The organism is Rhizobacter sp. P2_D12 (genome assembly GCF_056404395.1).
The window spans coordinates 1-24,103 of record NZ_JBFUEB010000006.1; the positions used below are offsets into that span (position 1 = coordinate 1).

Annotated in this window: 23 protein-coding genes and 1 pseudogene; 8 read left to right on the plus strand and 16 right to left on the minus strand. The window is 68.6% G+C overall.

Going from position 1 to position 24,103, the window contains the following annotated elements; all coding sequences use genetic code 11:
• The 11 genes and pseudogenes from AC1DYN_RS03025 to aptA all read right to left on the minus strand — a co-directional run.
• Positions 1–190, minus strand: a pseudogene (locus AC1DYN_RS03025) (aldehyde dehydrogenase PuuC); the annotation flags it as partial.
• 40 nt (positions 191–230) lie between these two features.
• Entirely contained in the window at positions 231–1,646 is a 1,416-nt protein-coding gene (locus AC1DYN_RS03030; protein WP_477957624.1) for a DUF3138 family protein, read from the minus strand.
• 38 nt (positions 1,647–1,684) lie between these two features.
• A complete protein-coding gene (locus tag AC1DYN_RS03035; protein WP_477957625.1) occupies positions 1,685–2,533 on the minus strand; it encodes an ABC transporter permease in 849 nt (282 codons plus the stop codon).
• A complete protein-coding gene (locus AC1DYN_RS03040; protein ID WP_477957626.1) occupies positions 2,530–3,447 on the minus strand; it encodes an ABC transporter permease in 918 nt (305 codons plus the stop codon). Before AC1DYN_RS03040 ends, AC1DYN_RS03035 begins: the two co-directional genes overlap by 4 nt.
• A gap of 226 nt (positions 3,448–3,673) precedes the next feature.
• Positions 3,674–4,774 (minus strand): ABC transporter ATP-binding protein, encoded by a 1,101-nt coding sequence (locus AC1DYN_RS03045; protein ID WP_477957627.1) that lies wholly within the window; start codon positions 4,772–4,774, stop codon positions 3,674–3,676.
• Between the two features lie 9 nt (positions 4,775–4,783).
• Positions 4,784–5,896 (minus strand): polyamine ABC transporter substrate-binding protein, encoded by a 1,113-nt coding sequence (locus AC1DYN_RS03050; protein WP_477957628.1) that lies wholly within the window; start codon positions 5,894–5,896, stop codon positions 4,784–4,786.
• 106 nt (positions 5,897–6,002) lie between these two features.
• Positions 6,003–7,415, minus strand: coding sequence for an aspartate aminotransferase family protein (locus AC1DYN_RS03055; RefSeq protein ID WP_477957629.1), 1,413 nt, complete (start codon positions 7,413–7,415; stop codon positions 6,003–6,005).
• Between the two features lie 26 nt (positions 7,416–7,441).
• A complete protein-coding gene (locus AC1DYN_RS03060) occupies positions 7,442–8,809 on the minus strand; it encodes a glutamine synthetase family protein (protein WP_477957630.1) in 1,368 nt (455 codons plus the stop codon).
• An 89-nt stretch (positions 8,810–8,898) separates the two neighbouring features.
• Positions 8,899–9,687 (minus strand): gamma-glutamyl-gamma-aminobutyrate hydrolase family protein, encoded by a 789-nt coding sequence (locus tag AC1DYN_RS03065; protein WP_477957631.1) that lies wholly within the window; start codon positions 9,685–9,687, stop codon positions 8,899–8,901.
• 112 nt (positions 9,688–9,799) lie between these two features.
• Entirely contained in the window at positions 9,800–11,119 is a 1,320-nt protein-coding gene (locus tag AC1DYN_RS03070) for an NAD(P)/FAD-dependent oxidoreductase (protein WP_477957632.1), read from the minus strand.
• Between the two features lie 57 nt (positions 11,120–11,176).
• Positions 11,177–12,481, minus strand: a complete 1,305-nt coding sequence (aptA, locus tag AC1DYN_RS03075; protein ID WP_477957633.1) for an omega-aminotransferase AptA — start codon at positions 12,479–12,481, stop codon at positions 11,177–11,179.
• Between the two features lie 133 nt (positions 12,482–12,614).
• On the opposite strand from aptA, the gene AC1DYN_RS03080 reads away from it, so the two are divergent.
• Positions 12,615–13,094 (plus strand): Lrp/AsnC family transcriptional regulator, encoded by a 480-nt coding sequence (locus AC1DYN_RS03080; RefSeq protein ID WP_477957634.1) that lies wholly within the window; start codon positions 12,615–12,617, stop codon positions 13,092–13,094.
• Here the strand turns inward: AC1DYN_RS03080 and speB are convergent.
• A complete protein-coding gene (speB, locus tag AC1DYN_RS03085) occupies positions 13,066–14,004 on the minus strand; it encodes an agmatinase (RefSeq protein WP_477957635.1) in 939 nt (312 codons plus the stop codon). The genes AC1DYN_RS03080 and speB overlap by 29 nt on opposite strands.
• A gap of 313 nt (positions 14,005–14,317) precedes the next feature.
• Between speB and aceA the strand changes: the two genes are divergently transcribed.
• On the plus strand, positions 14,318–15,625 hold the full coding sequence (gene aceA / locus AC1DYN_RS03090) for an isocitrate lyase (protein WP_477957707.1): 1,308 nt from the start codon (positions 14,318–14,320) through the stop codon (positions 15,623–15,625).
• 3 nt (positions 15,626–15,628) lie between these two features.
• Here aceA and AC1DYN_RS03095 read toward each other — a convergent pair whose 3' ends face one another.
• Positions 15,629–16,777, minus strand: a complete 1,149-nt coding sequence (locus AC1DYN_RS03095) for an iron-containing alcohol dehydrogenase (protein WP_477957636.1) — start codon at positions 16,775–16,777, stop codon at positions 15,629–15,631.
• Positions 16,778–16,860: 83 nt separating this feature from the next.
• On the opposite strand from AC1DYN_RS03095, the gene AC1DYN_RS03100 reads away from it, so the two are divergent.
• Both AC1DYN_RS03100 and AC1DYN_RS03105 read left to right on the plus strand, forming a co-directional pair.
• Positions 16,861–17,772 (plus strand): alpha/beta hydrolase, encoded by a 912-nt coding sequence (locus AC1DYN_RS03100; RefSeq protein WP_477957637.1) that lies wholly within the window; start codon positions 16,861–16,863, stop codon positions 17,770–17,772.
• Between the two features lie 13 nt (positions 17,773–17,785).
• Positions 17,786–18,643, plus strand: coding sequence for a YbgC/FadM family acyl-CoA thioesterase (locus tag AC1DYN_RS03105; RefSeq protein WP_477957638.1), 858 nt, complete (start codon positions 17,786–17,788; stop codon positions 18,641–18,643).
• A gap of 66 nt (positions 18,644–18,709) precedes the next feature.
• Here the strand turns inward: AC1DYN_RS03105 and AC1DYN_RS03110 are convergent, their stop codons facing one another.
• Genes AC1DYN_RS03110 through ygfZ form a run of 3 tightly spaced genes read right to left on the minus strand, consistent with a single transcriptional unit; the run spans position 18,710 to position 20,915 of the window.
• On the minus strand, positions 18,710–19,663 hold the full coding sequence (locus AC1DYN_RS03110; protein WP_477957639.1) for an NRDE family protein: 954 nt from the start codon (positions 19,661–19,663) through the stop codon (positions 18,710–18,712).
• Entirely contained in the window at positions 19,651–19,947 is a 297-nt protein-coding gene (locus AC1DYN_RS03115; protein WP_477957640.1) for a DUF4936 family protein, read from the minus strand. Before AC1DYN_RS03115 ends, AC1DYN_RS03110 begins: the two co-directional genes overlap by 13 nt.
• Before the next feature lie 47 nt (positions 19,948–19,994).
• Positions 19,995–20,915, minus strand: a complete 921-nt coding sequence (gene ygfZ / locus AC1DYN_RS03120; protein WP_477957641.1) for a CAF17-like 4Fe-4S cluster assembly/insertion protein YgfZ — start codon at positions 20,913–20,915, stop codon at positions 19,995–19,997.
• Between the two features lie 141 nt (positions 20,916–21,056).
• Here ygfZ and mltG point away from each other — a divergent pair, with 141 nt between their 5' ends.
• The 4 genes from mltG to AC1DYN_RS03140 are packed head-to-tail and all read left to right on the plus strand — an operon-like array spanning position 21,057 to position 24,091.
• Positions 21,057–22,022, plus strand: coding sequence for an endolytic transglycosylase MltG (mltG, locus tag AC1DYN_RS03125; RefSeq protein WP_477957708.1), 966 nt, complete (start codon positions 21,057–21,059; stop codon positions 22,020–22,022).
• A 13-nt stretch (positions 22,023–22,035) separates the two neighbouring features.
• Entirely contained in the window at positions 22,036–22,647 is a 612-nt protein-coding gene (gene tmk, locus AC1DYN_RS03130) for a dTMP kinase (RefSeq protein ID WP_477957642.1), read from the plus strand.
• Positions 22,641–23,690, plus strand: a complete 1,050-nt coding sequence (locus AC1DYN_RS03135; RefSeq protein ID WP_477957643.1) for a DNA polymerase III delta subunit-related protein — start codon at positions 22,641–22,643, stop codon at positions 23,688–23,690. The genes tmk and AC1DYN_RS03135 overlap by 7 nt, the downstream gene beginning before the upstream one ends.
• The gene (locus tag AC1DYN_RS03140; protein ID WP_477957644.1) at positions 23,687–24,091 is read left to right on the plus strand and encodes a PilZ domain-containing protein; all 405 of its coding nucleotides are present in this window, start codon (positions 23,687–23,689) and stop codon (positions 24,089–24,091) included. The genes AC1DYN_RS03135 and AC1DYN_RS03140 overlap by 4 nt, the downstream gene beginning before the upstream one ends.
• The last annotated feature ends 12 nt before the right edge of the window (positions 24,092–24,103 follow it).

Below are 24,103 nucleotides of genomic sequence, written 5' to 3' on the forward strand. Positions count from 1 at the left end.
GCGCCGCGGCGACGGCCGCGTCGACGTCGCCCGCCTGGCCGCGCGCCACCTGGGCCAGCGTGCGGCCATCCAGCGGCGACACGCAGCCGAAGGTCTCGCCGGCGAGGGCGGCGACGCGCTTGCCGCCGATGACGGCGCGGCCGTCGAATTGCAGCGCTGCGGCTCGCGCCGCCCAATCGATCGATGCCATGTTGTCTCCGTAGCCCGGATGCCGATCCGGGATTGTTCGTTCAGAAAGACACCACCACCGAAGCGCCCAGCAGGTGGTTGCTCTTCTTGTAGCTGCCGTCGCCGGTGTCCAGGAACACCGGCAGTGTCGCGCGATCGAGCCGGTATTCGCCCTTCAGGGTTGTGTTGCGCGTCAGCAGGTAGTTGAAGCCGACCGCCAGCGCATAGCGGTTCGCGCCCTCGTCGCAGCCGTCGACCAGCGCCCCCGGCGCGCAGCCCAGCGCCGGATCCGGGCCGATGCCGTTGCGGTCGTCCGCCACCGAGTACTGCAGCAGCCCGCCGCCGTTCTTCTTGTTGTTGATGTAGTCGGCCCGCACCACGCCTTCGAAGCGCGGCACGAACTTGTAGGCCGCGAGCGCCGACAGGCCCCACCACTTCGCGTCGCGCAGGCTGCCGTCGGCCGCCGGCACGATGGACGCATCGCGCTGCCGGCCGAAGCCGACCTGGCCTTGCACCGTCCAGTCGCCGCGGATGAAGTAGCCGTCGATCTCGAACAGGTCCAGCCGGGTGTCGTCCTGCGCGATGACCTCGCCGGTGTTCGGGTCGAGCACGTTCTCCGAGRAGTTGGCCGCCTTGCCGTGCACGCCGGCGAAGCCGAAGCCGTTGAACTCGCCCTTCGAGTAGTCGACGCGGTAGGCGATCACCGGCGCCTTGTGGTTGGCGCCCTGCTTGGTCTTGTTGTAGTTCGCGAGCACCGCCTTGATGTCCCACTTGCCGCGGATGATCTCCATGCCGGCGCCGGTGTAGACGGTGGGCTCGGTGAAGTCGAGCAGCAGCCCGCGCGTGACCAGCTTGGTCAGCGGGCCCTGCACGTACTCGTAGCCCGACCAGTCGGGGATCTGCCCGAAGATGAAGCGCGTCTGCAGGTCGCCCATCGGCATCGACACCGAGGCCTCGTGCACGATCGAGTTGCCGTCCGGGTCGGCGATGGAGCCGGCGCCGCGGTTGGGCATCAGCGTCAGGCGCCACTTGGTGCCGCCTTCGAGTTCCTTCTGGAAGTCGAGGCTCGCGACGCCGAAGTAGCCGTTGTCGTAGTTGTAGCCGTCGTCCGCGACGCGGTTCAGGAACTGGAAGCCGGCGCGGTGCTGGTTCTTGTTGTAGATGTAGCTCGGGTCGAAGTAGCCGCCGATCTTCAGGTTCTTCAGGCCCTGCGCCTCCATCGCGTCCTCGAGGGCCTCGGTCTTCACCGAGATGCGGTTGAAGTCCTGCACCTGCTCGGGCGTCATGCCCCACTGCTTGTCGGCGGGCTTGTCGGCGGCCGCCTTGTCCTTGTCGGCGAGCTTCTTCTCCAGGTCGGCGATGCGCTGCTTCATCGCCTTCAGTTCATCCAGCAACTCCTTGTTCGACTGGGCCTGGGCCGGCGCGGCGAATGCGGCAGCCAGGGCCACGGCCAGGGTCGAGAGCTTCGCGAACTTCATCGGGGTTCTCCTCGGGGTTGGATGGGGGTGTTCTCGGTTCAGGCGCCGCGCTGGGCGGCGTTCATTTCCTGGATGCGGCGGCGCTCGGCGCGCGCGATGTACAGGCTGGCCGCGGCCACGCAGACGGCGACGATCACGATGATCACGGTGGCGACCGCATTGACGCTCGGGTTCAGGCCGAGGCGGGCGCGCGAGAAGATCACCAGCGGCATCGTGGTCGCGCCCGGGCCCGACAGGAAGGCCGAGACGACGACGTCGTCCAGCGACAGGCTGAAGGTGAGCAGCCAGGCCGACGCGAGGGCCTGGCCGATCATCGGCAGCGTGACCAGCGTGAAGACCTGCCAGGGCTTGGCACCCAGGTCCATCGCGGCCTCTTCGAGCGACGGGTTCAGGTCCTGCAGCCGCGCCTGCACGACGACGGTGGCGTACGAGATGCCGAGCAGCAGGTGGCCGAGCCAGATCGTCATCAGCCCGCGTTCCGGGAAGCCGATGGCCTTCTGCACCGACACCAGCATCAGCAGAAGCGACAGCCCGCAGATCACCTCGGGCATCACCAGCGGTGCATTGACCAGGCCGTTGAACAGCGTGCGGCCGGTGAAGCGCCGGTACTTGACGAGCGAGAAGGCGGCCAGCGTGCCCAGCAGCACCGAGCCGCAGGCGCTGAGGAAGGCGATCTTCAGGGACAGCCACAGGCCGGCCAGCATCTCGCGGTCGTTGGCCAGCTTGGCGTACCAGTCGAGCGTGAAGCCGCCCCACACGGTGGGCAGCGACGACGCGTTGAACGAGTAGATGACCAGCGTGACGATGGGCAGGTAGAGGAACAGGAAGCCGCCGGCCAGCCAGGCGCGGCCGAACCATTGGGCGGGGGTGGCCTTGGGTGCGCTCATGACCGCCGCTCCTGCGATTCGACCTGGTACTTGTTGAAGATGGCCAGCGGCACGACGATCAGCAGCACCAGCACGACGGCGACGGTGGAGGCCATGGTCCAGTCGTTGTTGCTGAAGAACTCGTCCCACAGCACGCGGCCGATCATCAGCGTGCGCGGCCCGCCCAGCAGCTCGGGTGTGACGAACTCGCCGACGCAGGGGATGAACACCAGCATCGAGCCGGCGATGATGCCGGCCTTGGACAGCGGCACGGTGATGCGCCAGAAGGCCTGCCACGGCGTGGCGCCGAGGTCGGCGGCGGCCTCGAGCAGCCGCAGGTCCATCTTCGCGAGGTTGGCGTACAGCGGCAGGATCATGAACGGCAGGTAGGTGTAGGTCATGCCGATCACGAGCGAGAAGGGCGTGTTCATCAGCTTGCCGGCCACCTCGATCATGTCGGCGCGCACCAGCAGCTGGTCGAGGCCGAGCCCGACGACGAGGCGGTGCACCCAGCCGCCTTCCTCGAGCAGGCCTTTCCAGGCGTAGACGCGCAGCAGGAAGGACGTCCAGAACGGCAGCATCACCAGCATCAGCAGCGCGGGCTGCAGCGATTGCTTCGCGCGCGCCATGAAGTAGGCGAACGGGTAGCCGATCGCCAGGCACAGCACGGTGGTGATGGCAGCGAACTTGACGCTGGAGACGTAGGCCTTGAAGTACAGCGCGTCGTTGACGATGAAGACGTAGTTGGCGTACTTGAGCGTGACCTTGAGCGCGCCGTCGACGACGCTGGTGATGTCGTTCGGGATGACGGCGCCCATCTCCGACACGCTGTACTTCAGCACGATCAGGAACGGGGCCAGGAAGAACAGCAGCAGCCACAGGTAGGGGATGCCGATGACGGCGCTTCTTCCCCGCCACCAGGATGGAGCCTTCATTGCTGAACTCCTGCTTGTTGCGCGCGCGCGGCGGCTGGGGGCATGCGCTGGGGGCTCATGCTGGGGGGATTGGCCTCCAAGTCGCTGCGCTTGCCAATCCGGGACCGCGACACAACACAGAGCAAGCGCAGCGAGCGACCCATCAAGCAACGCGCCGGGGAACTGGCTTTGCCAGGCCCCTGGCGTGGCGCCCCTTGGGGGCAGGAGCGAAGCGACTGGGGGGCTGTCATTGCGTCAACACGACATGCGCCGATGGAGACCAATGCGCCCACACATCGTCATCCCAGGTGATCTCGTCGTCGCGGTGCCGCTGGGTGTTGTTCTGGCTCACCTTCAGCATCGCGCCACTCGGCAGCTGGAGGTGGAACACCGTGAAGCTGCCGAAGTAGGCCAGGTTCTTCACCTTGCCGCGCGCCCGGTTGTATTCGCTCTGTGGCGCCTCGCGCGACAGCTGGATCTTCTCGGGCCGCAAGGCCACCGTCACGTCCATGCCCTCGATGCCGGTGATGCCGTGCCCGACGTAGTGCGTGCAGTCGGCACACGAGATCAGCACATGGTCCGGCATGTCGTGCGTCAGCGCGCCCGGCATCAGGTTGACGTTGCCGATGAAGTCGGCCACGAAACGCGTCGCCGGCGTCTCGTAGATGTCGGCCGGCGCACCCACCTGCAGGAAGCGCCCCTCGCTCATCACCGCGATGCGCGAGGCCATCGTCATCGCCTCTTCCTGGTCGTGGGTCACCATCACGCAGGTCACGCCGACCTCCTCGATGATGTTGACCAGCTCGATCTGCGTCTCCTCGCGCAGCTTCTTGTCCAGCGCGCCCAGCGGCTCGTCCAGCAGCAGCAGCTGCGGCTTCTTCGCCAGGCTGCGCGCCAGCGCCACGCGCTGCTGCTGCCCGCCGGAGAGCTGGTGCGGCTTGCGCTTGCCGTACTTCGTCAGCTGCACCAGCTTCAGCATCGCGTCCACGCGCGATGCGACCTCGTCCTTCGGCAGGCCGTCGCGCCGCAGCCCGAACGCGATGTTGTCCCACACCGTCAGGTGCGGGAACAGCGCGTACGACTGGAACATCATGTTCAGCGGCCGGGCATACGGCGGCAGGCCGGCCAGGTCCTTGCCGTCGAGCACGATGCGGCCCGAGGTCGGCGTCTCGAAGCCCGCCAGCATGCGCAGCAGCGTCGTCTTGCCGCAGCCCGACGAGCCGAGCAGCGCGAAGATCTCGCCCTTCGCAATGTCGACGCTCACGTGGTTGACCGCGACGGCACCGCCGCCGAAGTCCTTCACCACGTCCTCGATCCGGAGAAAACCGGCTTGCGGGGTGGTTGCCATCGCGGCCCCTCAGACGCCGGTCTTGAAGGACGTGTAGATGCGCGTCATCGTGCGCCGGATGTCGTTGGTCACCGCGTCCGGCAGCGCCATCTTCTGCATGTCGGCGTCGCTCGGGAACACCGTCGGGTTGTTCGCCACCTCGGGCTTGATGAACTTGCGCGATTCCTTGTTCGGGTTCGCGTAGAACACCTTGTTCGTCAGCGCCGCGTCCACCTCGGGCCGCATGATGTAGTTGATGAACTTGTGCGCGTTGTCCGGGTGCGGCGCGTCGGCCGGGATCACCATCGTGTCGAAGAACAGCACGCCGCCGGTCTTCGGGATCAGCGCCTCGATCTTCTGCCCGGTCTTGCTGTCGATCGCGCGCTGGCGCGCGATGTTGATGTCGCCCGACCAGCCGAGCGCCACGCAGATCGAGCCGTTCGCCATGTCGTTGATGTAGCCCGATGAACTGAACAAGGTCACCGACGAGCGGATCTTCTTCAGCAGGTCGGGCACCGCCTGGTAGTCGCCGGCGTTGCGCGAGAAGGCCGGCTTGCCCATGTAGTGCATCGCGGCCGGCACGATGTCGGTCGGCGAATCGAGGAAGGACACGCCGCAGGATTTCAGCTTGCTGATGTATTCGGGCTTGAACACCAGGTCCCAGGCGTTGTCGGGCATCGGCGTGCTGCCGAGCGCCGCCTTCACCTTGTCGACGTTGATGCCCACCGTGGTGTAGCCCCACAGCCAGTTCACCATGAAGTCGTTGCCCGGATCCAGCTTGGCGAGCGTGGCCTGGATCTGGGGGTCCATGTTCTTCAGGTTCGGCAGCTTGCTCTTGTCGAGCTTGCGCAGCAGCCCGCCGTCGGCCTGCAGCTTGGCCCAGTACGACGACGGCACCACCACGTCGTAGCCGCTCTTGCCCGCCACCAGCTTGGCATGGACGATCTCGTTGTTGTCGAAATTGTCGTAGCGCACCTTGATGCCGGTCTCCTTCTCGAAGTTGGCCAGCGTGTCGTCGGCGATGTAGTCGGACCAGTTGTAGATGTTGATGACCTTGTCTTCCTCCTGCGCGAAGGCCTGCGAACTCCACAGCATCGCGGTCGCGGCGAACGCGAAGCCCAACGCACTGAACCTCTGCTTCATGGTCATGTCCTTCATGGTGAAAAACTCCTGGCGTGATTTCATCGGAACGAAACGTGTCAGGGCACAGGGTGCAAGGACCGTGCCGCGGGAGAACGGTTTGCCGGGCTCAAAGCCAGCCGCGTTGCTTGACGTCGGCAAAGGTCAGGTCGAGGCACTTGCGAATGAGCGCCACCATCTCGTCGACCTGCGCGATCGTCATCACCAGCGGCGGCGCGACGATCATCCGGTCGCCCACCGCGCGCATGATCAGGCCGTTGCCGAAGCAGTGGCCGCGGCACACCATGCCGACCTCGAGGCTGGCGTCGAACACGCGGTTCGAGGCCTTGTCCTTCACCAGCTGCAGCGCGCCCATCATTCCGCAGGTCTGCGCCTCGCCGACCAGCGGGTGCTCGCCGAGTTCCGCAAAGCGCCGCGCCAGGTGCGGCCCGAGTTCGTCGCGCACCTTGTCGACCAGGCCCTCGCGCTGGATCAGCCGGATGTTGGCCAGCGCCACCGCGCAGGCCACCGGGTGGCCGGAGTAGGTGTAGCCGTGGTTGAACTCGCCGCCTTGCTCGATCAGCACGCGGGCGATGCGCTCGCCGACCATCACGCCGCCGAGCGGGATGTAGCCCGAGGTCACGCCCTTCGCGAAGGTCATCAGGTCGGGCTTGAAGCCCATCGTCTCGCAGCCGAACCAGCGCCCGGTGCGGCCGAAACCGGTGATGACCTCGTCGGACACCAACAGGATGCCGTGCTTGTCGCAGATGCGCTGGATCGCCGGCCAGTAGCTCGCGGGCGGCACGATCACGCCGCCGGCCCCTTGCACCGGCTCGCCGATGAAGGCGGCCACCTTGTCGGCACCGACCTCGAGGATCTTGGCTTCCAGCCAGTCGGCGGCGCGCACGCCGAACTCCTCGCGGCTGAGGCCTTGCCCGTTCTCGAACCAGAACGGCTGCTCGATGTGGGTGATGCCGGGGATCGGCAGCCCGCCCTGCGCATGCATGCCGCTCATGCCGCCGAGCGAGGCGCCGGCCATCGTCGAGCCGTGGTACGCGTTGTGGCGGCTGATGATCACCGTGCGCTCGGGCTGGCCCAGCACGTCCCAGTAGCGGCGCACCATGCGCACCACGGTGTCGTTGCCCTCGGAGCCCGAGCCGCTGAAGAACACGTGCTTGAACTGCGGCGGCGAGACCTGCGCCAGCAGCTCGGCCAGCTCGATGGCCGGCGGCGTCGCGGTCTGGAAGAACGAGTTGTAGAACGGCAGCTGTTTCAGCTGCGCGGTGGCCGCGTCGATCAGCTCCTGGCGGCCGTAGCCGACGTTGACGCACCACAGGCCCGACATCGCATCGAGGATCTTGTGGCCCTCGCTGTCCCACAGGTAGATGTTGTCGGCCCGGGTGATGATGCGCGAGCCCTTGGCGGCGAGCGACTTGTAGTCGGTGAACGGATGCAGGTAGTGTGCGGCGTCGGCCGCCTGCCACTCCTGCGTGCTGCGCTGCGAGGGTTGTTGCGAGGGGTCTTGCTTGAGGATGGCGTTCATGGGTGCGTGTCTCCTGGAAGGGTGGATCAGACGTGCAGCAAGAGGTGCTCTCGCTCCCACGGTGAAATCACCTTCATGAACTCGTCGTGCTCGATCTCCTTCACCTCGGAATAGACGGTGATGAATTCCTTGCCCAGCACGTCGTGCAGGTCCTTCTCGTCGGACAGCCAGCCCAGCGCCTCGCTCAGCGAGCGCGGCAGCTGGTATTCCGACAGGTAGGCGTCGCCCTTGCACTCGGCGGCCGGTTCGATGCGGTTCTTGATGCCCAGGTAGCCGCAGGCCAGCGTGGCGGCCAGCGCGACGTACGGGTTGGCATCGGCGCCGATCACGCGGTTCTCGACGCGGCGCGCCGCCGGCGTCGCCACCGGCGAGCGGATGCCCACGGTGCGGTTGTCGGTGCCCCACTGGATGTTGATCGGTGCCGCGGTCGAGCGCGCCAGGCGGCGGTACGAGTTGACGTAGGGCGCGAACAGCGCCATCGAGGCCGGCGTGTACTTCTGCAGACCGCCGATGTACCAGAAGAACTCCTTCGACGGCGAGCCGTCCGGGTTGCTGAAGATGTTCTTGCCGGTCAGCTTGTTGATCACGCTCTGGTGCACGTGCATCGCGCTGCCGGGCTCGTTGGCCATCGGCTTGGCCATGAAGGTGGCATACATCTCGTGGCGCAGCGCGGCCTCGCGGATGGTGCGCTTGAAGAAGAACACCTCGTCGGCCAGCCCCAGCGGGTGGTCGTGGAAGAAGTTGATCTCCATCTGGCCGGCACCCACCTCGTGGATCAGCGTGTCGACGTTCAGCTCCATCTGCTCGCAGTAGGCGTAGATGTCCTCGAACAGCGGATCGAACTCGTTCACCGCGTCGATCGAGTAGGCCTGGCGCGAGGTCTCCGCGCGACCGCTGCGGCCCTTGGGCGGGCGCAGCGGCTGGTTCGGGTCGGTGCTGCGCTCGATCAGGTAGAACTCGAGTTCGGGCGCGACCACCGGGTCCCAGCCCTCGGCGGCGTACAGGTCGCAGATGTTGCGCAGCACCGAGCGCGGCGCATACGGGATCATCTTGCCGTCGCGGTCGAAGCAGTCGTGGATGACCTGCGCGGTCGGGTCGGTGGCCCACGGCACGATGCGCACCGTGCTCGGGTCGGGCCGCAGGTGCATGTCGCGGTCGGTCGCGTGGATCACGTCGTAGTACGGTCCTTCTTCCGGGAACTCGCCGGTGACGCCGATCGCGACGATCGCCTCGGGCAGCCGCATGCCGCGGTCTTCGGTGAATTTTTCGCGCGGCAGGATCTTGCCGCGCGCCACGCCGGTGAGGTCGGGCACCAGGCACTCGATCTCGGTCACGCGGCGGTCATTGAGCCACTGTTCGAGGTCGCTGAAGTTGAAGTTGTTCTTGTCCACCATGGGATCACCTGTTTGAGTCGTTGACCGCCGTGGCCCTTCGTCATGGGTCGCGGGCGGCGGGGGCGAGGGCAGGGGCTGGTGGAGCGGCCCTAACGGTCCGGATCGCGGTGCGGCTCCCGGTGGCGGTCGCGGAACGACTGGCACGCGGCGCCGAAGGCCTTGAACAGGCGCAGCGAGATCGGGTTCTGCGCGGCCTGCCACTCGGGGTGCCATTGCACGCACAGGTTGAAGGACTTGGCCTCGGCCATCGAGAAGGCCTCGATCAGCCCATCGGGCGCACGCGCCTCGACGCGCAGGCCGGGCGCGAGCTTGTTGACGCCCTGGCCGTGCACCGAGTTCACCTGGAAGCTCGGCCTGTCGACGATGGACGCGAGCGTGCCGCCGGGCACCACGTTGACCTCGTGCGCGAAGCCGTAGACCAGCTCGGGCGGCGCATCGGGCACGTCGGGCGCGCCGCGGTGGTCGCGCTGGCCCGGCACCTCCTGCACCGCCTGGTGCAGCGAGCCGCCGAGCGCGACGTTGGCCTCCTGGAAGCCGCGGCAGATCGCGAACAGCGGGATGCCGCGTTCGAGCGCGCGCGGGATCATCGGCAGCGTCCACTCGTCGCGGTCGGGGTCGAGCGGCAGGGAGGGGTCGTGCACCTCTTCGCCGAAGCGGCTCGGATGCACGTTGGACGGCGAGCCGGTCAGCAGCACGCCGTCGGCGAACTCGAGCAGCTCGTCGATCTCGGCCGCGGTGGACGAGGGCACGATCAGCGGCAGGCAGCCCGCGAGGTGCACCGCGTCGATGTATTTCTTGCCGGCGATGTGGTACGGGAAGTTGCCGACCATGCGGTTGCAGGCGGGCACCAGGACGACGGGCTTGTTCAAGGTTTTCATTGGGCTTGCTGTGCGTCGCTTGTTGAGCGACAGCACACTGGGCTTGCTGTCAACACGGAGGGAGCAATGAGTGTGCCCACGCAGCACGCAAAGTCAATGCAGGCATGCCGCATCACAGCATGTCCCTCAGCCGGTAGTACGCCATGCCCATCACCAGGGCCGGCGTGCGCAGCAGCGGGCCGCCGGGGAAGGGCCGGTGGCGCAGGCGTGCGAAGGTGTCGAAGCGGCTCGCGTTGCCGTGGATCGCCTCGGCCACCAGCTTCCCCGCCAGGCCCGTGAGCGCGAGGCCGTGGCCCGAGAAACCCTGCAGGTAGTAGATGTTGTCGTGGTGCGCGTGCGATGCACCCTGGGCGGGCAGGCGCCCGAAATCGGGCGCGCGGTTCATGCTGATGTCGACGAAGCCGCCCCACGAGAAATCGACCCCGGTGTCCTTCAACTGCGGGAAGGTGCGCGCCATGCGGCGCTGCATGCTGGCCGCCAGGTTGAGCGGCGTCGTCGTGCTGTAGCTGACGCGGCCGCCGTACAGCATGCGGTGGTCGGGCGTCGGGCGGAAGTAGTCGAGCACGAAGTTGGTGTCGCACACCGCCGACTGCGACGGGATCAGCGAGCGGGCCAGCGCCGGCTCGATGGGGCGGGACGTCACGATGTAGGTGCCGACCGGCATGATGCGGCGTTCGAGCTGCGGCGCGAGGCCTTGCAGGTAGACGTTGCCGGCCAGCAGTGCGTGCTTCGCGCGCACCTCGCCCTGCGGCGTCGCGATGCGCACCGTCGGGCCGGGGACGAGGGCGGTGACCGGCGAGTGCTCGAACAGCTGCACGCCGAGGCCGGCCGCGGCGCGCGCGAGGCCCAGGCTGTACTTCAGCGGATGCAGGTGGCCCGATCGCGCATCGTGCGTGCCGCTGTGGAAGCGCGGGCTGCCGATCCAGCCCGGCATGTCGGCCGGCGCGATCCAGGTGGTGTCGTAGTCGTAGCGCTCGCGCATCAGCACGTGCCAGTCGTGCAGCTCGCGCGCCTTGCGGGCGTTGACGGCAAGGCTCAGGTAGCCGCTGCGCCAGTCGCAGTCGATCGCGAAGCGCTTGCAGCGTTCGTGGATCAGGTCCAGCGCCTCGAGCGTCATGGCCCAGACCTGGCGCGAGGCGTCCAGCCCCAGCTGTTCTTCGATCACCGTCTGGTCGCAAGCGAGGCCGGCGATGGCCTGCCCGCCGTTGCGGCCCGAGGCACCCCAGCCGACTTCGCGCGCTTCGAGCAGCACGACGCGCAAGCCGCGGTCGGCCAGCTCGATCGCGGCCGACAGGCCGGCCAGGCCGCCGCCGACCACGGCGACGTCGCAGTCGAGCGACGACGACAGCGCGGGGAACCCCTGCGTCCGCGGCGCGGTCGCGGCGTAGTAGGAGTTGCGGGTGAGATCGCTGTCGGCGCTCAGGAAGCTCATACGGTATGCGCTAGGCAAGGCCCTCGTGAAAGTGGGTGTCGGTGGCGGGTTGGTGGCTCAGGCCGCGCGCTTGATCGCGTCGGACAGCGTGCCAACCAGCTGGTCGATGTGCTTGTTCTCGATGATCAGCGGCGGCGACAGCGCGATCGTGTCGCCGGTGGTGCGGATCAACAGGCCTTTCTCCCAGCAGTCCAGGAAGACCGAGAACGCGCGCTTGCCGGGCTGGCCGGGAATCGGGTCGAGTTCGATGCCGGCCACCAGCCCCAGGTTGCGCACGTCGATGACATGGGGCAGGCCCTTCAGCGAATGCACCGCGTTCTCGAAGGCCGGCGAAACCGCTTCGCCGCGCGTCAGCAGGCCTTCGTCGGCATAGGTGTCCAGCGTGGCCAGCGCCGCGGCGCAGGCGAGCGGATGGGCCGAGTAGGTGTAGCCGTGGAAGAACTCGATCGCCTGCTCGGGGCCGGTCATGAAGGCGTCGTGGATGTGCTGTCTGGCGAACACCGCGCCCATCGGCACCGCGCCGTTGGTCAGGCCCTTGGCGGTGGTCATCAGGTCGGGGGTGACGCCGAATTTCGTTGCCGCGAACGGCGAGCCGAGGCGGCCGAAGCCGGTGATGACCTCGTCGAAGATCAGCAGGATGCCGTGCTTGTCGCAGATCGCGCGCAGGCGCTCCAGGTAGCCCTGGGGCGGCAGCAGCACGCCGGTGGACCCGGCCACAGGCTCGACGATCACCGCGGCGATGGTCGAGGCATCGTGCAGCGCGACCAGCCGCTCCAGGTCGTCGGCCAGCTCGGCGCCGTGCGCCGGCAGGCCCTTCGAGAACGCATTGCGCGGGTCGTGCGTGTGGCGGATGTGGTCGACGCCGGTGAGCAGCCCGCCGAACATCTTGCGGTTGGCGACCAGCCCGCCGACCGAGATGCCGCCGAAGTTGACGCCGTGGTAGCCGCGCTCGCGGCCGATCAGCCGGGTGCGCTGGCCTTCGCCGCGCGCGCGGTGGTAGGCGATGGCCATCTTCAGCGCGGTCTCGACCGATTCGGAGCCGGAGTTCGTGTAGAAGACCTTGTTCAGCCCGGCCGGTGCCAGCTGCACCAGCCGCTCGGCCAGTTCGAAGGCCTTCGGGTGGCCCATCTGGAAGGGCGGCGCGAAGTCCATCTCGGCGGCCTGGTCCTGGATCGCCTTGACGATCTTCGGCCGGGCATGCCCGGCGTTCACGCACCACAGGCCGGCGGCGCCGTCGAGCACCTGGCGGCCTTCGGGCGTCCAGTAGTGCATGCCTTCGGCCTTCGACAGCAGGCGCGGCGCCTGCTTGAACTGCCGGTTGGCGGTGAAGGGCATCCAGTAGGCGTCGAGCTTGGTGTCCATGACAGGTGCATATGGCATGTGATTTCCGTCACGTAGTCTAGCCTGGGGCCGACGAAATTTGCTTGCGCAAAGCAGCCCGGCCCTGGTGCATCTCGCAATATCATGCGAAATCTTGACATTGAAGTGGCAGAAGATGGCAAGCAGCAAGCCAAAGGTGCAACTCGATGCGACGGACCGGCACATCCTGCAGGTGCTGCAGGGTGAAGGCAAGTTGTCCAACGTGGAACTGGCGGAGCGGGTGCATCTGTCCCCCTCGGCCTGCCTGCGGCGCGTGAAGGCGCTCGAGGACAGCGGCGTGATCGCGCAATACGTGGCGCTGATCGATTCGAAGGCGGTGGGTCAACCGGGCACCAGCTTCACGATCGTCAACCTCGAGAAGCTGACGCAGGCGGCGATGGGCGCTTTCGAGCAAGCGGTGCGCGATGTGCCGGAGATCCTGGATTGCTTCTACGTCGCCGGCACCAACGACTACCTGCTGCGCTTCACCTACTGCGATGCAGGCGACCTGGAGCGCTTCCACACCGAGGTGCTGGAGCACCTGCCGGGGGTGGTGCGCTCGAACTCGATGCTGGTGCTGCGGACGATCAAGAAGACGACGGCGCTGGCGGTGTAGCGATGCGGCCGCACAGGTAGGTCCAGACGAAGCTGGCGGCGGCGTAGCTTGTGAGCTCCGCATGGTCGTACGGCGGCGACACCTCGACGCAATCCATCCCGACGAAGGGCAGCTGCGCCAGCTCTTCCAGCACGGTCAGCACCTGCGTGGTCGTCATGCCGCCCGGCTCGGGCGTGCCGGTGCCGGGGGCGAAGGCCGGGTCGAGGCAGTCGATGTCCAGGCTGAGGTAAACGGGCGGATTGCCATGCCGCAGCAGCCGGCTGCGGATCGCCGACAGCACCGGCTGCAGCTGCGCCGCACCGTCCAGTCCACGCAGATCGCGCGCGGTGAAGATCTGGCCGCCTTGATCACGCACATACTCGCGTGCCTCGCGCTGCCCGGCCGAGCGGATGCCCAGCTGCGTGAAGCACTCCTTGATCACCAGGCCTTCCTTCATCGCCTCGTAGACCCAGGTGCCATGGCCGCTGGGCTCGCCGAAGTGGTCCTCCCAGGTGTCGCAGTGCGCATCGAAATGGATCACCGCCAGCGGCTTGCCCAGCCACGCGACATAGGCGCGCAGCAGCGGCAGCGTGATCGAATGGTCTCCGCCCAGCCAGGCCATGTGGTGCGCGCGGATCAACGGTGCCACCAGCGGCCCCATCGCCTCGCGCATGCGCTCGAGGCTGGTGTTGGGCAGCTGCAGGTCGCCGGCATCGCCCAACTGTCCCTCGGGCGTCGTGTTGAAGAACGGGTGGACGCCGTCGCACAGCATGTGGCTGGCTTCGCGGATCGCGCGCGGGCCGAAGCGGGCGCCGGGACGGTTGGTGACCGAGCCGTCCCAGGCGATGCCGGCCACCGCATAGGGCATGTCCGGCTGCACGGCGGGGGCCTTGAGGAACGCGTTGTTGGACAGGAAGGCGAAGCTGCTCATGGTGGGCGGATCATAGGGGCGCACCGCTGCCCGCTCACGCCGATCCCACAGCGCCCTGCGCTTCCGCATCGAGAAAAGACGATTTCACATTGCGGCATGAAGTGGGAAGGCAAAGGGTGTCGTTTTCCCAAATGGGAAGAGATCGTTTCACATCCAGAAATTAGCAGATCAAGTGATTGATTTCATTGGAGATTATTTTTAGTCTTCTATAAGACATAAGTCTCCCGGAAGTGACGCCCGGCTTCTATTCTTGAAGCCATCGAGTTCTTGTTTTCCCACCCGGCATCACTCAGGAGAGACCACCATGACGCAGCTGACCCGTGACCAACAGATCGCCATCCTCGAGAAGGACTGGGCCGAGAACCCGCGCTGGAAAGGCATCAAGCGCGGCTACACCGCKGCCGAYGTCGTSCGKCTGCGYGGCTCGSTGCRSATCGAGCACACGCTGGCCAAGCGCGGCGCCGAGAAGCTGTGGRGCCTGGTCAACACCGAGCCCTTCGTCAACACGCTGGGCGCGCTGACCGGCAACCAGGCGATGCAGCAGGTCAAGGCCGGCCTGAAGGCGATCTACCTGAGCGGCTGGCAAGTCGCCGGCGATGCCAACCTGGCCGGCGAGATGTACCCCGACCAGTCGCTGTACCCGGCGAACTCGGTGCCGATGGTGGTGCGCCGCATCAACAACACCTTCCAGCGCGCCGACCAGATCCAGTGGTCCGAAGGCAAGGGCCCTGGCGATGCCGACTACCGCGACTACTTCGCGCCCATCGTGGCCGATGCCGAAGCCGGCTTCGGCGGCGTGCTGAACGCCTTCGAGCTGATGAAGTCGATGATCGAGGCGGGCGCCGCCGGCGTGCACTTCGAGGACCAGCTGGCGTCCGTCAAGAAGTGCGGCCACATGGGCGGCAAGGTGCTGGTGCCGACGCGCGAGGCCGTGGCCAAGCTGGTGGCGGCGCGCCTGGCCGCCGACGTGATGGGCACGCCCACCGTGCTGCTGGCCCGCACCGATGCCGAGGCGGCCGACCTGGTGACCAGCGACGTCGACGACAACGACAAGCCGTTCRCCACCGGCGAGCGCACCGTCGAGGGCTTCTACCGCACCCGCAACGGGCTGGAGCAGTCGATCAGCCGCGGCCTGGCCTATGCCGAGTACGCCGACATGATCTGGTGCGAGACCGGCAAGCCCGACCTGGCCTTCGCGAAGGCCTTCGCCGACGCGATCCACAAGAAGTTCCCGGGCAAGCTGCTGGCCTACAACTGCTCGCCGAGTTTCAACTGGAAGAAGAACCTGGACGACGCGACGATCGCGAAGTTCCAGCGCGAGCTGGGCGCGATGGGCTACAAGTTCCAGTTCATCACGCTGGCCGGCTTCCACAGCCTGAACTACTCGATGTTCAACCTGGCCTACGGCTATGCGCGCAACAACATGAGCGCCTTCGTCGAGCTGCAGGAAGCCGAGTTCGCGGCRGCGGAGAAGGGCTTCACCGCGGTGAAGCACCAGCGGGAAGTGGGGACCGGGTACTTCGATGCGGTGACCACCACCATCGAGCGCGAGGCCTCAACGGCGGCGCTGAAGGGCTCGACGGAAGACGAGCAGTTCTTCGACGAGCGCAAGCACGCCTGATCGTCACATGGACGCCGCGAGCATCTCGCGGTAGTCCTCCCGCGTCGCCAGGCGCGGGTTGGTCTTGTGGCAGTGGTCGACTATCGCCCCGTCGATCACGCGCTCGAACAGGTCTTCGGTGACGCCGAGGGCCCGCAGCCCGGACGCCAGGCCGAGTCGCGCATTCATCGCGCGGATCGCCTCGGCGATCTCGGTTCCTTTCGAATCGCTGCGGCCGATGCCCATCGCATGCGCCATGCGCGCCAGCCGCCGGTCCTTCACGATGCTCTCGGCGCCGGCGTTGAACATCACCACCGCCGGCAGGAACATCGCGTTCAGCGTGCCGTGGTGCAATTTCGGGTTCACGCCGCCCAGGCTGTGGCTCAGCGAATGCACGCAGCCCAGCCCCTTCTGGAAGGCCAGCGCGCCCTGCATGCTGGCGCTCATCATGTTCCAGCGCGCCTCGCGGTCCTGGCCGTCGCGCGTGGCCCGCTCGATGTGGGCCCAGCCGCGCTCCAGGCCATCGAGCGCGATGCCGTCGGCGGGCGGGTTCACCGCCGGCGCCATGAAGGTCTCCAGGCAATGCGCGATCGCGTCCATGCCGGTGGCGGCCGTCAGCAGCGGCGGCAGCCCGAACGTCAGCTCCGGATCGCAGATCGCCGCGCGCGGCATCAGGCTCCAGTTGTGGAAACCGAGCTTGCGCCCGTCGTCGACGATCACGATCGCGCCGCGTGCCACCTCGCTGCCGGTGCCGGCCGTGGTCGGCACCGCGATCACCGGCGCGACCCGGTCGGTGATCTTCGTGCTGCCGCCTTCGATCGTCGCGTAGGTCTTCATCGGGCCGTCGTGCGTCGCGGCGATCGCGACGCCCTTCGCCAGGTCGATGCTCGATCCACCACCCACCGCGATCAGGCCGTCGCAGCCGTGTTCGCGCCAGGCCTGCACCGCAGAACGCACTGCCGCCTCGGTCGGGTTGAACGGCGTGCCGTCGAACACCGCGTGGGGCAGGGTGCCGAGCGCGGCCAGCGCCTTGTCCAGCACGCCGGCAGCGCGCACGCCGGCATCGGTGACGACCAATGGCTTGCGGATGCCGATGCGTTCGCACTCGGCGGGCAGCAGTTTCACCGCACCGAAATCGAGCTGGATCTGGGTCAGGTACTGGATGAAGGCCATGGCGTCACGCGTTGCAGGCACGGGGTCGGCCAGTATGCTCTGGCACACTGGCCGCCGTGAGCTCGCATCCCCTGACCCCTGCGATGAGCAGCCTGCTGTATCGCATCGGCCGCGCCAAGCGGCCCCCGTTCCACACCCTGCCGGTCGCCCAGGCCCGCGAGGTCTACACGCTGGCGGCCGAGACCATCGACCCACCGCGGGCGCCGCTGCCGCGCGTCGAGGACTTCACGCTGCCGTCCGCCGACGGCACGCCGCTGCGCGCACGGCTGTACGCCCCGTCGACCGGGCGCCTGCCGTTGGTGATGTACCTGCACGGCGGCGGCTTCACGATCGGCAACCTCGAGACCCACGACAGCCTGTGCCGGCAGTTCGCGCTGCGCAGCGGCGCGGCGGTGGTGGCGATCGACTACCGGCTCGCGCCGGAGCATCGTTTCCCGACCGCCGTCAACGACGCCTGGTCGGCGATGAACTGGCTCGCGGCGCGCGCCGACACGCTGGGCCTCGATGCGTCGCGCCTGGCGGTCGGCGGCGACAGCGCCGGCGGCACGCTGGCCGCGGTCTGCGCGATCCATGCCCGCGACATCGGCCTGAAGCTCGCGCTGCAGGTGCTCATCACGCCGGGCACCACCGCCTACGCCGACACGCCGTCGCACCGCCAGTTCGCCGAAGGCTTCCTGCTCGACGCCAAGGGCATCGAGTGGTTCTTCGGCCAGTACATCGCGCACGCCGACCGTGCCGACTGGCGTTTCGCACCGCTGAATGCGCCCGACCTGGACGGCGTCGCGCCGGCTTGCGTGGTGCTGGCCGAATGCGACCCGCTGGTCGACGAAGGTCTGGCCTACGCCGACCGGCTGCGCGCGTCCGGCGTCGCGGTCGAGCTGGAGCTGTACCGCGGCGTCACGCACGATTTCATCAAGATGGCGCGCGAGCTCGACGAGGCCGTCGCCGCGCAGGATGCCATCGGCGCCGCCCTGGCGAAGGCCTTCGCCGCATGAAAGGGATGGACGCATGAAGAGGGCAGACTTCCGCTTCCTGGACCGGCTGCGCGTGCGCTGGGCCGAGGTCGACCTGCAGAAGATCGTCTTCAACGGGCACTACCTGATGTACTTCGACACCGCGGTCGCCGGCTACTGGCGGGCGCTCGCGATGCCGTACGCGTCGACGATGCACTACCTGGGCGGCGACCTGTTCGTGCGCAAGGCCACCGTCGAGTACGAAGGCTCGGCGCGCTACGACGACGTGCTCGACATCGGCGTGCGCTGCGGGCGCATCGGCAATTCGTCGATGGTGTTCACTGCAGCCGCGTTCCGCCAGGACCAGTTGCTGGTCAGCGCCGAGCTGGTCTACGTGTTCGCCGACCCGGCGACGCAGACCTCCAAGCCGGTGCCGCAGGAACTGCGCGAGCTGCTGCAGGATTTCGAGGCCGGCAAGCCGATGGTCGCGGTGCGCGTGGGCAGCTGGGCCGAACTCGGCCGCGATGCGCAGCGCATCCGCACCGAGGTGTTCGTCGAGGAGCAGCGCATCCCGCCGGAGCGCGAGTGGGACGACGCCGACGGCGATTGCCTGCATGCCGTCGCCTACAACCACTTCGGCGCGGCGCTGGCCACCGGCCGCATGCTGGAGCACGTGCCGGGCGTCGCCAAGATCGGCCGCATGGCCGTCACGCAGGCGATGCGCGGCAGCGGCGTCGGCCGCGCGGTGCTGGATGCGCTGATGAAGGCGGCGCGCGAGCAGGGCTACCGCGAGGCGGTGCTGCATGCGCAGACCTCGGCCGAGATGTTCTACGCCCGCGCCGGATTCACGCCGCGCGGGCCGGTGTTCGAAGAGGTCGACATCCCGCACGTCGAGATGGTGCGTACGCTGTAGGCGTCGCCCGGATGCCAGTCCGGGAATCCAGGGGCATGGCGCACGAACCCCGGATTGGCATCCGGGCTACGCCTTGCCGGCCGGACGCTTGCGCCGCGGCTCCGGCTTCAGCAGGCTGCGCACGCGCGTCTTGCGCGGGGCTTCGCCCGAAGCCGGATCCTCCGCCTCGTCGACGCTGCCCTGGGCGCTGGCCTCGGCCGGCGGCTCCTCGGTGTAGCGCGGCGGCCAATCCTTCAGTTGCGAGCGGCGCAGCAAGGCCACGCCGCCGGTCGCGCTGTGGGTGCGCTCGAGCACGTGCGTGACGAGGCGCTTGTTGACCCGCTCGGTGATCACCAGCGTCGAGCTGCGCGTGCCGTAGCTCCCGTCGGGCGTGCGGATGAAGGCGGCCGACAGGATCTTCTCCCATTCGGCCGACACGCCGGTCGACGGCAGGTGGGCGTCATCGGCCAGCGTGCGGTCGCCGAGCGCCTCGAACAGCCGCGCGCCCAGCGCATCGACGCCCTCGTCGGATTTCAGCGCCGCGTCCAGCCGCGCCTTCAGCAATTCGACCTTCGGCCACGGCGCGTCGAGCAGGCCGTTCGACAGGCCGTACAGCCCGCGTTCGAGCCGCACCGGGTGGGTCTGGTGGCTGGAGGCCCAGAAGCATTCGCCGCGCTGGAAATCGGTGGCGATGAGGTTGAAGCCGTTGTGGCCGGCCAGCGCGGTGCGCATCCAGAAGCGGTCGGTCTGCAGGTCGCCGGCCAGCCAGCGCGGCACGATGTCGCCGCGCGACGGGGCCTGCGGGTCCTGGCGCGACGGGTCGCGCACGTTGGTCACGAAGGCCATGCGGCCGGCGGCCGTCAGGCCCAGCCAGGTGCCGCCGGCTTCGAGGTCGCGGCCGCCCAGGATGTCGGGCAGGCCGGCGCCCGGTGACCACCAGGCCAGGCGCGCCGTCGGGCGCTTGAAGTATTCGTCGCGGTTCGCCGCCACCACCAGCGGGAAGCGCCGCGACTGGTCGATCGCCAGCGCTACGAGGCACATGGCTCGAAGCCTTYGGTGTGGCGTGCACCGACGATGAACGGTGCGAGCGCCGGCGCCAGGCGCAACTCGATCTCGCGTTGCAGCGTGTCGTCGATGCCGTGCGGCGCGTGGGCGTAGGTTTCCATCCAGGTGTGTTGTTCGTCGCTCGGGGCGGGCCGCCGCAGCAGGCGTGCCTGCAGCCCGGGCCGGTCTGTCATCAGCTGCGCCTGCGCCGCGTGGACCGCGGCCGCCAGCGCCGGCGCGTCGCCAGCCTTCGCCCGATAGTAGATGAACAACTCGCGCACGCTGCAGCCGCCGTGGCGGGTTCCGTGAAGTGTTGAGCGTGAATCGGTCAGGCGGTGACGTCGACGTCGACGTCGTACGGCATCGGCCGGCGCGTCAGCAGCGCACCGTCGGGCGTGCCCAGATGCAGCGTGCCGCCGTCCAGTGCGGCCAGCTTGACCTCGGCCAGCAGGTGGCCGCCGGCTGCGTTGGCGACGCGCCCGGCCGGCTGGCCGGGATCGGCGCTGTGGAAGATCTCCTGGCCCGCGCTCGCGACGGCCTCGGTGTCGAACAGGAAGCTGCGGCGCTTGATCGTGCCGCGGTACTGGCTGCGCGCGACGATCTCCTGGCCGGGGTAGCAGCCCTTCTGGAAATCGACCCCGCCGACCAGCTCGAAATTCAGCATCTGCGGCACGAACTGGTCGACCGTGGCGGCCTCGATGCGCGGCACGGCGCTCGCGACCTCGCCGGCGCGCCAGGCCTCGGGCGGCAGCGCGGGCAGGGCAGGGATCGCCACCCCGGCCGGCGTGGCCCACAGGTAACGTTCGTGACCGTCGGCATCCGGCAGGCGCACGACGCTGCCGCCCGCGTGCTCGCTGCGCCGCCACGGCGCAGCCGGTGCGGCGGCGCCCAGCCAGGCCCTGGCCGACGGCCCGGCCAGGCCGTGCAGCAGCACCTCGGCGGAGGCATCGCTCAGCTTGCACTGCGCGCGCAGCACGAACATCGACAGCCGCTTCAGCGTGGGCGCGAGCAGGTCGGCGCTGCAGGCGAGCAGCAGCTCGTCGGGCGCCGACTTCCACACCACGAAGCTTGCGAGCAGCCGGCCCTTGGCCGAGCAGTAGCCGGCCAGCCGCGCCCGCTCGGTGCCGAGCGTCGCGACGTCGCTGGTCAGCTGGCCGTGCAGGAAGGTGGCCGCATCGGCACCGCGGGCACGGATCACGCCCCAGTGGGTCAGCGAGGTGATTCCGTCGAGGGGGGAGGTTGCGCTCATTGGATACAAAAGCCTGTGGAAGTGCCGATTATCATCAGCGCCCATGATCGGGTCCTCACCGGGGTCTCCGGGCCTTCCGGGCCCGTGGCCCGTCTTCCTGCTGCTGCCGTGAAATTCCTGCGCCGACTGGTCCTGCTGGTCATGGCACTGGCGGTCGTTTCCGCCGCCTGCTGCGCGGGCGCCGTTGCGTGGTGGCTGCAGCAGCCGCTGCCGCTGAACGCCGACACGGTCGAGGTGTCGATCGAGCCCGGCACCTCGCCGCGCGAGGTCGCTGTCGCCTGGACCCAGGCCGGCGTGCAGGCACCGCCGCTGCTGCTGTACGAATGGTTCCGCTGGTCGGGCCAGGCGCGCAAGATCCGCGCGGGCAGCTATGCGATAGCCCGCGGCATCACGCCGCGGACCCTGCTCGACAAGATGGTGCGCGGCGACGAGGTGCTGTCCACCGTGCGGCTGATCGAAGGCTGGACCTTCCGCCAGTTCCGCGCCGAGCTGGCCCATGCCCCCGACCTGAAGCAGGCCACCGCCGGCATGAGCGAGGCCCAGCTGATGGCCGCGATCGGCGCGGCCGGTGTCGCGCCCGAGGGCCGCTTCTATCCCGACACCTATGCCTTCAGCAAGGGCGCGAGCGACCTGGCGGTGCTCAAGCGCGCGCACCGCGCGATGCAGCGCCAGCTGGAACTGGCCTGGGCCGAGCGCGCCGCCAGTTCGCCGCTGCGCAATGCCGACGAGGCCTTGACGCTGGCGTCGATCGTCGAGAAGGAAACCGGCACGCCGGCCGACCGCAGCCGCGTCGCCGGGGTCTTCACCAACCGGTTGCGCATCGGCATGCCGCTGCAGACGGACCCGACGGTGATCTACGGGCTGGGCGAGAGCTTCGACGGCAACCTGCGCAAGCGCGACCTGACCACCGATTCGCCGTACAACACCTACCTGCGGCTCGGCCTGCCGCCGACGCCGATCGCGATGCCGGGCCGTGCCTCGCTGCTCGCCGCGGTGCATCCGGACAACACCCGTGCCTTGTACTTCGTCGCCCGCGGCGACGGCAGCAGCCAGTTCAGCGAGACGCTCGCCGAGCATAATCGCGCCGTCAACCAGTACCAGAAGTAAAGCCCCCATCCCCGTGCGCGGACGATTCATCACCTTCGAAGGCATCGACGGCGCCGGCAAGTCCACGCACATCGACGCACTGGCAGAGCACCTGCGCAGCGCCGGCCGCCAGGTGGTGCTGACGCGCGAACCGGGCGGCACGCCACTGGCCGAGCAACTGCGCGAGCTGCTGCTGCATGCGCCGATGGACCCGCTGACCGAGGCGCTGCTGGTGTTCGGCGCGCGCCGCGACCACCTGGCCCAGGTGATCGAGCCGGCGCTGGCGCAAGGCCGCACCGTGCTGTGCGACCGCTTCACCGATGCCAGCTTCGCCTACCAGGGCGGCGGGCGCGGCTTCGACGCCACCGTGCTGGCCACGCTGGAAACCTGGGTGCAGCGCGAGCTGCAACCCGACCTGACCTTCTGGTTCGACCTGCCGGCCGCGCTGGCCGCCGAACGCCGTGCCGCGGTGCGCGCGCCGGACCGTTTCGAGCAACAGGACCTGGCCTTCTTCGAACGCGTGCGCGCCGGCTACGAGGCGCGCTGGCGCGCGGCGCCGCAGCGCATCGTGCGCATCGATGCGGCCGCCTCGCGCGAGCAGGTCCGGCAGCAGGTTCTCGTCACGCTGGAGCAGCATCCGTGGTAGATGCCGATGGAAAGCTGCCGCTGCCCTGGCTGGCGGCAGCCCTCGACGAGGCCTTGCGCACGCAGCGCGGCCATGCCTTGCTGGTCCATGGCCCGCAGGGCATCGGGCAGTTCGAGCTCGGCCTGATCCTGGCCCAGTCGTGGCTGTGCGAAGCGTCGCCTGCGGGTGGCCCGCTGCGCGCCGCCTGCGGTCGCTGCGCGAGTTGCCACCTGGTTCAGGCGCGCTCGCACCCCGACCTGCTGGTGCTGCTGCCCGAGGCCTTGCGCGAATCGCTGGGCTGGGATGCGGCCGACGAAGGCGACGCCGACAAGGCCTCGAAGGCCAAGCCGAGCAAGGAGCTGAAGGTCGAGGCGATCCGCGGCGCGGTGAACTTCGCGCAGACCACGTCGGCGCGCGGGCGCGGCAAGGTCGTGCTGCTGCACCCGGCCGAGCGCATGAACGGCATCTCGGCCAACACCTTGCTGAAGACGCTGGAAGAGCCGCCCGGCGCGGCGCGCTTCATCCTGAGCAGCGGCGCGCCGGATGCCTTGCTGCCGACCATCCGCAGCCGCTGCCAGGCGCTGCCGCTGGCGCTGCCGCCGGCCGAACTGGCGACGCGCTGGCTGGCCGAACACAAGGTGGCGCAGCCCGAGGTGCTGCTCGCCGCCGCAGGTGGCCAGCCGCTGCAGGCGCTGGAATGGGCGCAGGACGGCGTCGATGCCGTCGCGTGGCTGAGGCTGCCGAAGCAGCTCGCGGCCGGGGACGCGAATGGCCTCGCGGCGTGGCCGCTGCCGCGCCTGCTGGACGCCATGCACAAGCTCTGCCACGACGCGCTGTGCCTGGCGTGCGGTGCGCCGCAGCGCTACTTTCCGCCGGCGTCGCTGCCGGCCGCGATGCCCTTGTACGGCCTGACGCGCTGGGCCGCCGCGCTGTCGACCGCGAGCCGCCACGGCGAGCACCCGTGGAACCAGCCGGTGATGGTGGAATCCTTGGTGCAGCAGGCGCGCGAAGCGCTGGCGCCGGCTCGCGCCGGCAGGGGCCATTCGGTACACTCGGACCGATGAGCGATTCGTCCGCGACCCCTGCACGTCCTGCCGGCACTGCCGCGCCTGCCACCGCTGCCGCCGCCCGGCCCAGCGTGATCCAGCTGGTCTTCCGCGAAAAGGGGGCGCTGTACGCCGCCTTCATCCCGCTGTTCAGCGAAGGCGGCCTGTTCGTGCCGACCACCCGCGAGTACAAGCTCGGCGAAGACATCTACCTGCTGCTGTCGCTGCCCGAAGACCCGCAGCGCTACCCGGTGGCCGGCAAGGTCGCCTGGATCACGCCGGCCAATGCGTCCGGCGGCCGCACCCAGGGTGTCGGCGTGCGTTTCCCGACCGACGAGAAGACGCGTGTGCTGAAGCTGAAGATCGAGGAGATCCTCGGCACCTCCATCCAATCCGCGAAGCCGACCCAGACCATCTGAGCCCGGCTGCGC